The organism is Desulfoconvexum algidum (assembly GCF_055382125.1).
Window position 1 is genome coordinate 3,082,562 of record NZ_AP042394.1, and the last position, 14,071, is coordinate 3,096,632.

Consider the following 14,071-nt stretch of genomic DNA (forward strand, 5'->3'; position numbering starts at 1 on the left):
TGTCGGGGGAATTTTTTTATTTTATAATATGAAATTTGAAAAGAGTTTAAAAGAGGGCAAAGCGAATTATAAAAAAGAATGATTATCGGTTTATTTGGTGACAAATTAAATATAGCCTTTGAAAATAAAAGCATTTTTATTAAGATCCGGAAAAAATAACAAAAAATGTCAAATGAGATAGACAAAAAATGTCAAATGTAAGGTTTTAGAATTATAAAATCTGAATTGGATTCTTTTAAATTTTTTTTACACTTTGAATAATAGACAATTTGTGCTGATATCTCATCAACATCATGAATTTTATATCTTCTCAAAAAAGATTAATCAATATCCTAACCTGGACAAGCCAGAACCAAAAAGGTTTCATTTAATAATAAGCGAATGTATAATGAATATCCAATAAGAAGAATTTGGTCAAGACCCGTTCCGGTCTGATCACCTTGCAATCGTTGATTTGATCATTTTAACAAACTCTACCCTCATTTCATTTGAACAGCAAAACTCTCTCGCTTCGCTCCCTCAAACAGTTGCTGTTCTATCATTCCATTCGGCAAGAGTTTGTAAAAAATGATCAAAAATACGCTCTTTACAAGGCAATCAAACCTCCACTGGAAACCGTGCCTAACCCAAAGGAGGTCAAGTATGCTTTTTACAGAAAGATACTCCAAACAAATATCTGGTGTTTTACATTGTTACGATCGTGTCATTATTCAAGGTACTGTTCCCGGAATCTGTTACGCAAAAGGCATGACCAGTTATCTTTATTCAAATAAAGTTAGAATTTTTGATTACCCAAAATTTGCCGAACCTTTCAAAGAAGAACTCCGAAATAATGCTGAAAAAGTTGCTTTAAATAATGAAATCCAGATTCAATTTCTTCCAAAGAGAAAAATTCGGAAAGAAAAAATAATAAAAGATATCATCAAAAAAAGAGGTGATCATTCCGGTCTTGTTCATATTATTTCGGCCATGGAAGCATGTCCTTCCTACAAACCTTGGCACAATAAAAAAACTGGCAAAACATATCTGAAATCAATTTTGGGGAAATGTTTGCATTATTATTTTTATTTTATTGATGAGAATTTGGGCCTTTGTTATGTCAGGGTTCCTACATGGTGTCCGTTTCGATTACAAATTTATTTTAATGGCCATAATGTCCTTGATGCTGCTATGAAACGAAAAGGCATTCAAAGTGTAATAAGGGACAATGCAATCATGAAAACTGAATCCTTTGAAGCTGCTCAAGAAATCAGCGATGCTCTAAATATTGTTCAAATACATGAAAAGCTAAATGAACTTGCAAACCGTTATTGTCCGGTTATCAAACATTTTCCTATGGGTTATCATTGGAGCATCATGCAGGTTGAATATGCGACCGATATTATTTTCAAACGTCAAGAAGATTTGAAACTAATTTATGAAAATTTAACCCGTACTGCTATTCATTCAGTCAAACCTGAAAACATCGCTACTTTTCTTGGCCGAAAACTCGATCCACAATATCAGGATGAAATGGGCAATAATTTTTCTACAAGGATAGAGGGGACATGCATCAAATTTAGAATGGGGTCCACCTCAATAAAAATGTATGATAAACACGGTATCATTCTCAGGATAGAAACAACGACCAATGATGTCTCTTTTTTTAGGCACTACCGAAAGGTAGAACATCGAGATGGAACAAGCTCCATGAAACTTACAGGTATGAAAAAAGGACTATACAGTTTGGGGCCTTTAACCGGCATATTATTGAATGCAAACAAACGTTTTTTAAAATTCATTTCAGATATAGTTGATCCGAGTGTTGGTATAAAAAAACTTAAAAAAATCTCAGAGACCGTTGTTCAAAACAACCGGCCATTCAAGGGGTTTAACTTTTTCAACGAAGATGACATGAACGTATTGCAAACAATAATGTCCGGTGAGTTTACAATCAGTGGCTTCCAGAATAAAAATCTCCGTAGTAAGCTTAAAAACTACTCCAGCAGTCAAGTATCAAGAACCTTAAAAAGATTGCATACACACGGTATGATCAAAAAAGTTGCCCACACTTATAAATACTATTTGACTCGTTTTGGAAGCCAAGTAATTACCATGGGGATGAAAGTTAAAACAATGGTTATAATCCCTGAATTGTCAAAGGCTTATGAGCCATTTGCATAATTCTTTTGCCAAAAAAACACGAATATAAGAGATAAGAAACTAATTAAAACATATGAAATTGTTATTACAATTTTTACATTTTAAAAAACAACGAAATTCTTGTCCGCCCATTCAACTAAGTTGGAGATAGAGAACCCCCAAAACCAATCCTAAAACCCCCATTTTGCAAATCCAATATGGATAGTTCACCAATATATATTAATGTCTAATAGTTAGACCATTACCCCGCTTTTAATTTGGGAAAAATTCATGTCCCCCAGGGGGAGTTGAAAATGAATTTCAAAAATGCATCTGTCAGGGACAATCCCAGGCAGTCAACACATTAAAAATTGATTCACCTGGATAGAATCTGTTCCCCTCGAGCCATGGGATTCCAACCAGATAAAAACAAAAACAGGCTCATCTATACTTGTAAGCCTGAAAAGTATAGTCCGAAATAAGAATCGAACCCATTTTATCTTTTATGGCTTCAAAAATCGCCCAGCGTCAAACTGAATGAAAATATCAATTAACCATGATCCGCCCTTCAGTTTTATATTTTTCTCTGGTCAATAGATATGAGAAGAATCAATTCCAAACCAAGCAACAATCCCACCAGAACACCTTTCGCGCAAGTTTCTTTTTTCGTCTTCCATTGAGTGAATTACTTTTGATGGAAGCTATTCATAAATTTTAAAAATACATAGCCAAAGGAGAACATCGTCATGCATGAAAATGTAACACCAGTTATCACACCAGAAGTCAAACGGGAAAAAATCTGGATTCCGGATGAAATGACAATCAGTGAAATTCAAAAAAAATATTCTCTAAGCCGAGCAGTAGCAAGTCGAGCACGGAAGCAAAGTTTTTTCGTACGCAACTATTCAAAAAAGCAGGTCATCATGCCACCTGTCCAGCTGCTTTATTATAATAGATGAGGCTAATGATCTTGATCCCAGGGTTTGGCCATACTTTAAACGAATTATTGATGCGGGTGTTGCAACGGTTCCCAATATTCCATTGTTTTATATGATTGATACCCATCATAGGTTAATATTCTTTTAAGGTTCTCATTATTATTTTTTGTAGGCTCATTCATATCTTTCTTCTCCTGCAAGACCCTGATTTATAATCCTGGGAAAGATGGTTCAGGAAAATCACCCTTCAAATCGATTAATTACGCCAATTCTATCCCGGGGGAAGTGGTATTAAATGTTATTCTTTTTCTTTGGCCTTCCAGGGCCACTCTTAATATCGTCTGGAATTGATTTCCAAATCAAATCTATTCTTGTGTTTGGGATCTTCAGGTCTATGCCGTTTATCAAATCACAGATCTCGCTCTTCACAATTTGCCTGCCTTCAATTTTTGCTTTTTCGATATATTTGTCGACATTAATAGCGGACTTGACTGTTGAATCCATTGTAAATTTTTCTGCTCTTAATCTTCCAAGTTCTTGTTTCTCTTTTCCTGACATTTCAGATAAATTATTAATTTCATCTGATCCTGGACCAAGTGTCTCACTCTCTACTTTTTTGTTAATTTCTTGTTGTTTGCTGGAATCCTCCTGAACATCACTTACCCAATGATATTCCATTTTTCCAGATTCAGAAGTTCTTTTTACAAATTCAAGTTCCGGAGGTATGCGAAACAAATCTTTTTTTTTTACAAAATCAAGAAATTCAAAAGGATTGACTGTGAGCTTAGAATAATAGTTTTCCCATAAACAAATAGTATCTAAATTTTTTTTTATTTCTACTCCCCCCGTATTAATACATCTATCATTATGTACCGTTAAATATTTTGCATCAACTGCCCTTTGAATTATTTTAATAGTAAGGAATAAAAATAAAATAAACTGACTATAATTACCCTTTTCCCGGTATCGCTCTATAATTCCACTGCCCCAGACAATCATCAAAAACTATTCTCATGGTTTCTTTAAAATTATCAGCATATTTTCTCCCAGTTTTATAGATTTTTTTTATAATGTGGGCTTTAACTTTTAAACCCGTTAGTGTAGTCGTATTTTCAATCAGTTCTTTTATATAATCATGACTTTTTAGGATGACACCCTTTAAAGATCTTGTAATATGGGGGAATAGCCGATGCTCTACAGGATTCCATTTTGATGTATAAGGAGGAAAATGTGCCATCCTTATTTCTATTCCGATTTCATCTACAAGCTTCTGCAAGTCTTCTTTGAAGATATAGTGGCGGCTTGAATTGCTACCACCACCATCTGCAAGTATGAGGATGGAAGTACAATTCGAATATTGAAGTTTGCCATAAACTTCCCACCAGATCCTTATCGAATCACAGGCAAACTCACTTGTATCTTTACTAACCCCAATGTTTACATGGGCTTTGTTAAATTTTAAATCATAAATGGCGTGCGGAATTACTATCCCATCAGCAAGATATGGAAAATCATGATCATAGACTTCAATTACACCCGTAGTATATACATGGCCATCCCTGTATAAATTACCTAAAAGCTCTTTTTTTTTGTGTCCATACTGACAACCGGATTGCCGTCTTTGAGATATTGCTCTTTTAACTGGTTAATTTTTACAAATTGCTCATTACGATTTTTAGAAGTCCCAATGGGCTTATTCTTAAAGGCTTTTCGTTTTGTGAACCCGTGTTTTTTTAACAGCTTTTTAACCACAGTTACGCTGATAATAATTTCCGCCTCTTTCATTTTTACTGCAATTTTTTTGTGGCTCAAATTGGTCCAACGAATTCTTTCATCCATAGGATCCCCAGCGATATGGTCGTCAATAACTTTGAGGAAGACTTCGTCTATATTTTCAATTATTTCTATAACTGGTTTTCGTCCAGCCCCCTTCTTTCGAGTTCTGTCTTTTACAACCATTTCCGGTTTTTTTATTTCAGAGATACCGCGAACTAAGGTATTTCTACTGCAACCAAAAAGTTCAACGATATACGCTTTTCCACCTCTCGGTAATTTTAACGCTTCTATTGCAGCATATGCTCGCCTGTCTTTTTCTGACAGCGTCAAATAAGTCTTTTTGATAAGTTTTTCAATTTCAGCAGGATAAGGTGACAATGGTTTTGGACCAGGTGTTCTTTTTTTTTTCATTCACGGTGCCTCTTAAATTTTTGATAAAGATTGCACCGTAACTATCTCATACTATAATGTAAAAGTCTAGATTTTTATAAGTACTTGATATTTCACGTTATTTTGATCAGGTAATTGAATTTTTATTCCTAAGAGATAATTCCTTTACCACCTCAATTTTGAAAAGCGTGTTCGGTGTAGTTTCAACATCTAAATATCTAATAGAATATTCAGTATCGATACAATCCACAAAATCTGAATGAACGATTTGAGATATATCTGCAGGTTTAACCTTGTCAAATCCCATTATAACATCGCTATTGACAAAATTTTCAGGTTCAAAACTGCAGAGGAATGCAACCCCCTCTTCAAGCGTCCACAAATCTAATTTTTTAAAAGTATTTCCTGTTTGATTCCTCATCACCCTGATTAAGACGCCCATCCAATTTTTACGTAGGTCTTCCCCTTTTATAGTGAGATTATCAAATTTTGCTCTATCCATTCTGCTCTCCTATAAGGCCCCGATTTATAGTCCCCGGGAAAGGTGGTTCAGGAAAGCCACCCTTTCAAATCGGTTAATTACGCCGATTCTATCCCAGGGAAATTGTTATCAGCCGTTCTCTGTCTTTTCAAGGGGAATGACATTGTTTTCTTTAAGCTGTTTATCAAAGTGCCGTGCAGCCGTTTTTAATCCATCCGGTCTGAGATGGCTGTATCGTTCGGTTAATTGTATTGTTGAATGACCGAGCAACTCTTTGACAGTGTAGAGGTCAGTACCGCTTTGAACATGCCAGGATGCAAAGGTATGTCGCAATGTGTGAAAAAGAACTTTATCACGGTCATCATTAACACCTGAGTTGAATTTTAATTTTTCTATGGCTCTATCAAAAGTCTTGCTTACAAATTTTAATTGATTTCCATACCGGTTTTTAAAGACAAACTCATTTGCTGCCTGCTCTTGATATTTCTGTTCAAGCATCTTTTTTGTGGCATCGGTCAAATAAATATGCCTTGGTTTTCCTTTGGCATCCCGAATTAAAGCAGAACCATTTTCCAGGTCCACAACACCCCATGTCAAAGAGTATAGCTCCCCTGCCCTCACCCCGGTATGAAGTGATAACAAAGCCATGTCATGAACCTGCTGGCTTTTACCATTCAACTCTTTTAAAAGGCTTTCGGCTTCCTCATGGGTTAGAAAACGCACTCTCTGATTTTCAATTTTGGGTAATTTTATTTTTTTTGTCGGGCAATCTTCAATTACAAGGTCATTTATCCGAGCATGGTTCCATATTTGCCTCAAGATGGCAAAACAATATTGTACGCTTCTGGTAGCCCGGCCAGCATCGAACATGTTTTTTTTTATTTTTTCAAGATTAAATGGCTTTATTTTATTAAATGGCAGGTGCCCAATTTCAGACTTGATCCAATTATTGAAAAGCCCTTCTTCATTTTTAACGGTATATTTTTTCTTATGTTTTGATGCTATTGGCAGATATATTTCATTAAAAAATTCGGCAAAGGTTTTTTTATCGATACTTTCTTGTTCAAGTTTTTTTTGTTTTGCCTTTTGTGCCTGTTGTAAAATTTCCCTTTCCTCTTTTAAAGAGATCGGTTTTAAATTATTTTTGGCATTATTTTTATATAATTTTAATTTTCCGAGGCATTCCAATTCAGTCCACCCGTCCGAGACCCAACCAAAATTAATAGCAATTCGTTTGCCTTTAAATTGATATTCTGCCCTGTGATACCTATCGTATTTTAAGCCGTGTTTTCTGGTTGGATGTTTTTTGTAATACAGGAACCCTGTTTCTTTTGATCCAGTCTTGAGCCATGTTACTTTTTCAGACATTTTAAAGCCCTCCTTTGGACTGCCAAGTTTTAATGTGGTTCTTAATGTAGCTTTATACCTGAAATAAACTGATGTCAAGTTATAGAAAATGAAATCTATTAGTTTTTAAATATCTGATTTTATATTTAAAATAATATTAAGTTGAAATAAAATGAAATTATGTGAAATCAAAAAAAATAGACTCTTAATCAGTAGGTCCCGGGTTCGACTCCCTGACGGCCCACCATTAATTAAAAAGGCTCTTAACGATATTCGTTAAGAGCCTTTTTGCTTCTGTATGGCCTTTTTAATACACATTTAATACACACTCATCTTTTTATCTATATCTCCGCTTGCCTTTTTTGAAAACCGGTATAGTTTGATGAACAAGGCTTTCACTCTTTTTAATTAAAGAAAGTTCCAAAACAATTGGGAATTTATCAAGTTTGAACAAACTTGAACTTATCCGGACCCTAAAAGAAAAATGCAACTTGATCAGCCAGGAAGTTTCTAAGGTTATTGAAATATTTTTTTTCTGAAATGGCAACTGCTTTTGTTAAGAGTGAAAGAGTTGAAATTAGAGGGCTCTGCTCCTTCGATAAAGGATTTGTCAACCTTCTCTTAATTAGTGCCCCCTGGTCCGCCCTTGACAGCCACTGTTAAAACTACGGTCTGTATAGTTGTCGTGATGTAATTTGATAAAAAATGTATAATTACGTTTGAACAAAGTATCATTTTATGTTACATCCGTAATTACATTTATCATTAATTAAGCAAATAAATATTTGAAATTATTAATATTTAAGGAATCAAAATGAGTGACAAAAATGGCAACAAACCAAGAAAATTTTTGACATTCAAATCCGGTAATTTTTCTTTTATACATAATTTTAATAACCATCGTCTTTACACCCTTCTCGCAGAAGTCACTATATTAAATGAAACTATTATTGAGTTACCAATATTACCCAATATGGCTTCACAACTCGAGTTAGAGGTGCATTATCGGTCAATTGCAGGAACAGCAGCTATTGAAAACAATCCATTCACAGAAAACGATGTTAAAACCTTAGCTGAAGGAAAGGATGTTGATGGATATTCTCAAAAACACAAACAAGAGATCCTCAATCTTATTGAAGTTTATAAAATTCTTTCAAGAGTTAATATTACCTCCCCTTTAATTATTGATGAAAAGTTCATTAAAAATATACATAAAGATATTACTAAGGATGTTGAACATGAATACAATATCCCAGGTAATTACCGCAACAATGAAGTTTTTGTTGGTGATAAAGCACATGGAGGAACATATAAACCACCCAAAATACTTAAAGATATCCAAAATCTTATGAAAGAATTTATAAGTTGGATTAATAGTAAAGAAGTTTTATCATTGGACCCTATTCTACGTGCTGCTTTGGCTCATTACCATTTATGCCTAATACATCCATTTGCAGATGGAAATGGAAGGACAGCAAGGCTTTTAGAAGCAGTTCTTCTCAAATCAGCAGGAATGAAATATGTTCTCAAAGAACTTTCAAATTATTACTATCGAAATATTGATGATTATTACATTGGTTTTTCTAAATCCATAAAACTTAAAGATCAAAATGATGTTTCCCCATTTTTAGAAGTCATGTTGAATGGAACTATAAAATCTTTAAAACAAATAAAAATAAAAATAATTGATATTATAAGACTTTTATCATTGAAAGACTATTTTAGGTTTCTTTTAGAATCGAAAGATCTTACAAAACGACAACATAATTTTTTACAAATACTCCTTAGTTCTCGTAAAGTAATTGTCTTTAACGATTTATTTACTGATCCTATGTTCGAAGCTCTATACGGTAGCAATGTAAGCAAACAAACTGCTAGAAGGGATATGAAAAAATTTCTATCTTTAGGACTACTTATAGAGGAGAAAGGGAAAAAGGAAGAACAGAAAAAAGAGGTGCAGAAAAAAGAGGTGCAGTATATATTAAACTGGAGATATTTAGGATAATTATATTTGTGGAACTCGAATTACCATCTAATTTGGATTATAAAACTTGAATCTATTTGATAAAAAAGCACCGAGTTTTGCACCGAGTCTGCTTGAAATAGTTGTGGACAAAGGATCTGTCAACCTTCCTTTAATCAGTAGGTCCCGGGTTCGACTCCCTGACGGCCCACCATTAATTAAAAAGGCTCTTAACGATATTCGTTAAGAGCCTTTTTGCTTTATACCCTGGTAAAAAAAGTTCTTCACGGGCTTCATCTGTCTTTTGCATAACCCACTCAAGATTTATCATGCGACTAAATCGATAATTTTTCCTTTGCCTGTAATCGTTGCGAGGTCAAGTATCTGTGGTGTTGTAGTACTATTCGTTCCAAGAGGCTGTTTGCCTGAATCGGCAGTTTGCTGAATAAGATTGAGCATGAGGTTTGGCATCTCCATTGCCTTTTTCATGGCATAGGTTGATGCGCCAATATTATTTGTGTTGATTTCCATATTTAACTCCTTGCAGATCGGTGATAACCCATCAGAAACTTACTTCATAAAACAGCTATCCTTCGATTCATGCGCTCATATTCGACAGGGAATCATTTTTTTAATTCCGTAAAGTTTCTTTTTATAATAATAATTCAAGAAAAAAAAAATTCAAGCAACCTTTTCAAGCAACCTTTTGAAAAAGAACAAATATTACGCCTTCGGATAATTAACCTTGAGTCCTATCAATCTGGAAACAAAGGTGCTTTTTTTCCCTTAAATCCTCTCAACAAGCCAGCAATCGTTTGGCCCTGAATGATCGTTTTCCCATCCTGATTTTCAATCCAGCTTTTTATAACAACTTCTTCTTTGTTCAAATTTATTTCCATAATTTCAAACCAGGCGCAAAGCGTATCCCCAATAAAAACCGGGCCCAGAAATTCCAAAGTCTGGGATTTATATATGGCACCAATACCCGGGATATGCATACCAACCATTGTTGAAAACAATGAAGCTGACAACATACCATGGGCGATACGCTGACCAAAGAATGTCTTTTCTGCAAATGTCTTATCCACATGCAGAGGATTCATCTCACCTGTTATTGAAATGAAATTGGAAAGATCCTCTTCCGTTATTGTTTTTGTCAGTGATGCTTTCTGACCAATTTTGAGGTCATCGAATGTTGTCAGTTGATCTTTCATGGTTTTAGTGTCTCCCGGTGCTTATGAATTTTAAAATCAGCAATATCAGGGGTGAACAATGAAAAAACAGATCAAAAATATCGATGGGAAAAGTTATTCTCCAATTATTTTGACCAAAACACGTTTTTTCCTTCTACCGTCAAACTCACCATAAAAAATTTGTTCCCATGTACCGAAATCAAGTGTGATGTTGACAAAAGCCCTTCTGGTTGGAATATTAAACCATAATTCTTTTTTATATGTTTTCATAAAATTCATTCCATATTTTGTTAATCAGTTATAATAATAAAACATATAAGAATTCAATTTTCAACCCAGGAGTACCGCTCAAATTGAACTGTACCAAAACAACACCCATGGAAAAAATCTCAAAAAAAATGAACCCATCATTTTTTGAGTGGTATATAAACAAAACCCAATTAAATATTGAGAATTTATCATGAAAAATTATTCAAAAACAATATTAATATTCATTATCATTTTAGGGCTTAATACCCCTTGTTTTGCAAATCCGTTATCAAAAATCATGTCAATCTTTCAAAGGGACTTGATAGTGGATGTCTTGTACAAAAATCATAGAAATCTTATCCCAGGCTCTGACGTCTATTTAGCCGTAGATCCAAAAGACCAGAAAATCTTGATCGGGCGAGTAAAAAAAGTATCCCTGGTTGCGTCACAAATGTCCAAAGTTGAAATCAGTGTTGATCAAAAATATAAAGAAAAAATATATGATACCACCAAATTTGTTTTAATGAGCAACATTTTTTCACAGCATTCAAATGCATACATAGTTGCGGTATCTCCTTTAGAAACACCTGATAAAACACGTTTGAAATCAGGATCTTCAGTGAAAGGAATTACTTTTGTAGAATACGAGATCGCGATTGCCAGAGAAGCGTTAAAAAAGGTTATGAATCGTATCCAAAAACAAAATAATGACATCATGAGTCAACTTGAAGAATATCTTGATACGGTCAACACAGAAGAATTTCGTGAAAAAATAGATGCGCTTATCAATCAAATTTCACAATTTTCAATTGAACAAAAAGAAACCTTTAAACAAGAAGTTTTACCAGCCATAGAGAATATGTTTGATTCAGTCATCAAGCAGCTTGAAGAACAAAAGGATATGGAAGAATCAAAGGATTTAAAAAAACGATTACAGGAAATTGAAAATATGGTTGATGTTTAATTTGTGAAAATCTATCCAACCAAACGCTAACCGGACGCTATTGCCTCCCATGTTCTTTTACCTGGGAGGCAATCTTGTTTTTGACCCTCCTATATATAGTGTCCTTCCTTTGTTTCAATCGCTATGAACCAATTATAATTCATAGGGAGTCAGGCTCTCATACCCATCTTGTGTTACCAGGAGGGTCTGTTCAAACTGGGCGGACAGGGAGCTGTCATTGGTCACGGCTGTCCACTGGTCTTCCAGGACATGGAGCTCCCGTTTGCCCAGGTTGATCATGGGTTCAATGGTGATGACCATTCCCGGCACCAGGGCAAGTCCTTTTCCAGGTTTTCCAAAATGGAGAACCTGGGGCTGTTCATGAAAATCGATTCCTACCCCGTGGCCTACAAATTCCCGCACCACAGAACACCCACAACCTTCTGCATAGCTTTGGATGGCATGGCCGATATCTCCCAGGGTGGCACCCGGGATCATCGCTTCCATACCCCTTTTTAGGGACTCGGCTGCCACAGCAACAATTTTTTTAGCATCCGGCCCCGGGGTTCCCACAAAAAAGGTTTTGCTGGCATCGGCATAATATCCATCGAGAATAGGGGTTAGATCCACGTTGACAATATCTCCGTCTTCAAGGACCCGTTCTCCGGGGATACCGTGGCAGATCACCTCGTTGATGGAGACACAGACGCTTTTGGGAAATCCTCTATAGTTTAACGGGGCACTAATTCCACCGGCTTTGAGGGTCTCTTCATGAACAAAGGTATTGATGTCATCTGTTTTTAATCCAGGCTTTATCATTTTTTCAACCCGGTCCATGATGGAGATCAACAGATCACCGGCTCGTTTAATGCCGGCTACCTGTTCCGGGGTTTTTAAAATAACGCCATACCGATTTTTATATTCATCTCGAATTGAAATCTCCTGTTTTTTATTCCGACAGCAATTTTTATATTTTTTACCACTGCCGCAGGGACAATCATCGTTTCTGCCTATTTTTACTGACTTGGTTTTCATTTTTTTTCAGCTCCTATGGGGTAGCCCCATAATGAATGGGGGTATGCATTTTTAATTTGGATACTAATAAGGTCGCCAACGGCACAATTTTCTGAAGGAAAATGGACAATTTTATTGGAGGCACTTCTTCCGGTCATTTGTTTCATTCTATCAGAGGTCTTTATGAACCCGTCATGGAGTTTCAGGCTTTCTCCCTCCACCAGCACCTCAAGATTTTTTCCAACCAGGGCCTTGTTTCGTTTATCCGTATAAACATCCTGTAATTGCAATAACAGGTTCAGCCGGCGTTTTTTTTCTCGTTCTTCGATCTGGTCGGAAAATTTTGCGGCCGGGGCCGAAGACCTGTCAGAATAAGCAAAGGCAAAAATGGAATCAAACTCAATCTCCTTGAGCAATTCCATGGTATCATTGAAATCTTCAAGGCTTTCGCTTGGAAATCCCACAATGATATCCGTTGACAGGGAAATATCAGGGCAGGCCTTTTTCAAGGCATTTATCCTAGTGATATAGGTTTGTCTTGTATAACCGCGGTTCATTTTTTTTAAAATTTTATTGGAACCCGACTGTACCGGCAGATGAAGGTGATTGCACACCTTGTCAATATCCCGGATGGCATGGATCAATTCAAGGGATAAATCCTTGGGATGGGAGGTGGCAAAACGAATCCGGGCAATCCCTTCCACCCAACTTACGCGTTCCAATAATTGGGGAAAGGAGATTCCTTTTTCCTTGACCCCATAGCTGTTGACGTTTTGGCCCAACAGGGTAATTTCTCGAATACCATTGTTTGCAAGGGATGTGATTTCATCGACAATGGCACTGTGGCTGCGACTTCTTTCCCTTCCCCGGACATAGGGCACCACACAATAGGTGCAATAATTGTCACAGCCTTGCATGATGGTGATAAATCTTGAAATCTTGTTACCATCAAAGCCTATCTCAGAAGCAGGCATATCAGGCATGGCTTCAAAGATCATATCGGAATCCTCAATATCTACAATCTGCCGCTTGCCGGATTTCAAGTCTTCCAGATGTTGTCCAAACCGGGAAAATGCCTGGGTGCCCAGGACCAGATCCAGGTGAGGAACCCTGGCAAAAGCCTTTTCCCCTTCCTGTTGGGCCACACAGCCTGCCATCACGGTTATCAAATCGGGTCTTTTCTTTTTTTCCTTGGCAAATTTTCCTAAAAAACTAAAGGCTTTTTCCTCGGCCTTATGACGAATGGCGCAGGTATTACAAACCACTATATCGGCCTTGTCCATGTCATGGGTCATTTCAAATCCATGGGATTTTAAAATATCGGCAAGCTTTTCAGAATCATATACATTCATCTGACAGCCGATGGTATTGATATAGGCATATCCTTTATAATTCATTAAATAAAAAATCCTTTTTCAGATCTTCAATGATCCTGAATGCTGATTCGGTTCTTTGTGGTGCAATGGCAAGTCTGATATGGCCTGTTTTCGGATCCAGGGTGGTGGCCACGGCAATGCCGTCATGGGCTTCAAAAATAAATTTGATAAAACCGATTCTGGTTTTATCAACCCGATATTCCTTGAGTATGGTTTTCATCTATAATCCAATATAATTCTTAAAACTATTTTTATATCATTATCGACCTGTATTCCTCAA

General features: G+C 36.1%; 13 protein-coding genes and 1 pseudogene. 4 read left to right on the plus strand and 10 right to left on the minus strand.

The window, feature by feature from the left end:
• Positions 1 to 642: 642 nt before the first annotated feature.
• A complete protein-coding gene (locus ACZ45G_RS14290; protein ID WP_464175045.1) occupies positions 643 to 2,163 on the plus strand; it encodes a MarR family transcriptional regulator in 1,521 nt (506 codons plus the stop codon).
• Between the two features lie 704 nt (positions 2,164 to 2,867).
• A complete protein-coding gene (locus ACZ45G_RS14295; RefSeq protein ID WP_464179238.1) occupies positions 2,868 to 3,080 on the plus strand; it encodes a hypothetical protein in 213 nt (70 codons plus the stop codon).
• A 270-nt stretch (positions 3,081 to 3,350) separates the two neighbouring features.
• Here ACZ45G_RS14295 and ACZ45G_RS14300 read toward each other — a convergent pair whose 3' ends face one another.
• From ACZ45G_RS14300 to ACZ45G_RS14315, 4 genes and pseudogenes are all read right to left on the minus strand, one after another.
• Positions 3,351 to 4,058, minus strand: a complete 708-nt coding sequence (locus ACZ45G_RS14300; protein WP_464179240.1) for a hypothetical protein — start codon at positions 4,056 to 4,058, stop codon at positions 3,351 to 3,353.
• Positions 4,009 to 5,246: pseudogene (locus tag ACZ45G_RS14305) on the minus strand (ISAzo13 family transposase). The gene ACZ45G_RS14300 and the pseudogene ACZ45G_RS14305 overlap by 50 nt, the downstream one beginning before the upstream one ends.
• Before the next feature lie 106 nt (positions 5,247 to 5,352).
• Positions 5,353 to 5,727, minus strand: a complete 375-nt coding sequence (locus tag ACZ45G_RS14310; RefSeq protein WP_464179242.1) for a hypothetical protein — start codon at positions 5,725 to 5,727, stop codon at positions 5,353 to 5,355.
• A 108-nt stretch (positions 5,728 to 5,835) separates the two neighbouring features.
• Positions 5,836 to 7,074, minus strand: a complete 1,239-nt coding sequence (locus ACZ45G_RS14315) for a tyrosine-type recombinase/integrase (protein WP_464179244.1) — start codon at positions 7,072 to 7,074, stop codon at positions 5,836 to 5,838.
• A 793-nt stretch (positions 7,075 to 7,867) separates the two neighbouring features.
• On the opposite strand from ACZ45G_RS14315, the gene ACZ45G_RS14320 reads away from it, so the two are divergent.
• On the plus strand, positions 7,868 to 9,058 hold the full coding sequence (locus ACZ45G_RS14320) for a Fic family protein (protein WP_464179246.1): 1,191 nt from the start codon (positions 7,868 to 7,870) through the stop codon (positions 9,056 to 9,058).
• Between the two features lie 285 nt (positions 9,059 to 9,343).
• Here ACZ45G_RS14320 and ACZ45G_RS14325 read toward each other — a convergent pair whose 3' ends face one another.
• From ACZ45G_RS14325 to ACZ45G_RS14335, 3 genes are all read right to left on the minus strand, one after another.
• The gene (locus tag ACZ45G_RS14325; RefSeq protein WP_464179248.1) at positions 9,344 to 9,547 is read right to left on the minus strand and encodes a hypothetical protein; all 204 of its coding nucleotides are present in this window, start codon (positions 9,545 to 9,547) and stop codon (positions 9,344 to 9,346) included.
• A gap of 224 nt (positions 9,548 to 9,771) precedes the next feature.
• Positions 9,772 to 10,230 carry a MaoC family dehydratase gene (locus ACZ45G_RS14330; RefSeq protein ID WP_464179250.1) on the minus strand — a complete coding sequence of 153 codons (459 nt, stop codon included), beginning with the start codon at positions 10,228 to 10,230 and terminating at the stop codon, positions 9,772 to 9,774.
• A 93-nt stretch (positions 10,231 to 10,323) separates the two neighbouring features.
• Positions 10,324 to 10,479, minus strand: coding sequence for a YjbQ family protein (locus ACZ45G_RS14335; RefSeq protein WP_464179253.1), 156 nt, complete (start codon positions 10,477 to 10,479; stop codon positions 10,324 to 10,326).
• A gap of 190 nt (positions 10,480 to 10,669) precedes the next feature.
• On the opposite strand from ACZ45G_RS14335, the gene ACZ45G_RS14340 reads away from it, so the two are divergent.
• Positions 10,670 to 11,422, plus strand: coding sequence for a hypothetical protein (locus tag ACZ45G_RS14340; RefSeq protein WP_464179255.1), 753 nt, complete (start codon positions 10,670 to 10,672; stop codon positions 11,420 to 11,422).
• 132 nt (positions 11,423 to 11,554) lie between these two features.
• On the opposite strand, the gene map is transcribed toward ACZ45G_RS14340, so the two are convergent.
• From map to ACZ45G_RS14355, 3 genes are read right to left on the minus strand one after another with little or no spacing between them, the layout of a single operon-like run.
• A complete protein-coding gene (gene map, locus ACZ45G_RS14345; protein WP_464179257.1) occupies positions 11,555 to 12,436 on the minus strand; it encodes a type I methionyl aminopeptidase in 882 nt (293 codons plus the stop codon).
• On the minus strand, positions 12,433 to 13,812 hold the full coding sequence (miaB, locus tag ACZ45G_RS14350; RefSeq protein ID WP_464179258.1) for a tRNA (N6-isopentenyl adenosine(37)-C2)-methylthiotransferase MiaB: 1,380 nt from the start codon (positions 13,810 to 13,812) through the stop codon (positions 12,433 to 12,435). Before miaB ends, map begins: the two co-directional genes overlap by 4 nt.
• Positions 13,802 to 14,011: a DUF4911 domain-containing protein gene (locus ACZ45G_RS14355; RefSeq protein ID WP_464179260.1), complete on the minus strand. Its 210-nt coding sequence runs from the start codon at positions 14,009 to 14,011 to the stop codon at positions 13,802 to 13,804. The genes miaB and ACZ45G_RS14355 overlap by 11 nt, the downstream gene beginning before the upstream one ends.
• Positions 14,012 to 14,071: the final 60 nt, after the last annotated feature.

Bases quoted from the DNA above. Each gene is read 5' to 3' on its own strand.
- ACZ45G_RS14290 (WP_464175045.1), top strand. From the start codon at position 643: ATGCTTTTTACAGAAAGATACTCCAAACAAATATCTGGTGTTTTACAT.
- ACZ45G_RS14295 (WP_464179238.1), top strand. From the start codon at position 2,868: ATGCATGAAAATGTAACACCAGTTATCACACCAGAAGTCAAACGGGAA.
- ACZ45G_RS14300 (WP_464179240.1), bottom strand. From the start codon at position 4,058: ATGATTGTCTGGGGCAGTGGAATTATAGAGCGATACCGGGAAAAGGGT.
- ACZ45G_RS14310 (WP_464179242.1), bottom strand. From the start codon at position 5,727: ATGGATAGAGCAAAATTTGATAATCTCACTATAAAAGGGGAAGACCTA.
- ACZ45G_RS14315 (WP_464179244.1), bottom strand. From the start codon at position 7,074: ATGTCTGAAAAAGTAACATGGCTCAAGACTGGATCAAAAGAAACAGGG.
- ACZ45G_RS14320 (WP_464179246.1), top strand. From the start codon at position 7,868: ATGAGTGACAAAAATGGCAACAAACCAAGAAAATTTTTGACATTCAAA.
- ACZ45G_RS14325 (WP_464179248.1), bottom strand. From the start codon at position 9,547: ATGGAAATCAACACAAATAATATTGGCGCATCAACCTATGCCATGAAA.
- ACZ45G_RS14330 (WP_464179250.1), bottom strand. From the start codon at position 10,230: ATGAAAGATCAACTGACAACATTCGATGACCTCAAAATTGGTCAGAAA.
- ACZ45G_RS14335 (WP_464179253.1), bottom strand. From the start codon at position 10,479: ATGAAAACATATAAAAAAGAATTATGGTTTAATATTCCAACCAGAAGG.
- ACZ45G_RS14340 (WP_464179255.1), top strand. From the start codon at position 10,670: ATGAAAAATTATTCAAAAACAATATTAATATTCATTATCATTTTAGGG.
- map (WP_464179257.1), bottom strand. From the start codon at position 12,436: ATGAAAACCAAGTCAGTAAAAATAGGCAGAAACGATGATTGTCCCTGC.
- miaB (WP_464179258.1), bottom strand. From the start codon at position 13,812: ATGAATTATAAAGGATATGCCTATATCAATACCATCGGCTGTCAGATG.
- ACZ45G_RS14355 (WP_464179260.1), bottom strand. From the start codon at position 14,011: ATGAAAACCATACTCAAGGAATATCGGGTTGATAAAACCAGAATCGGT.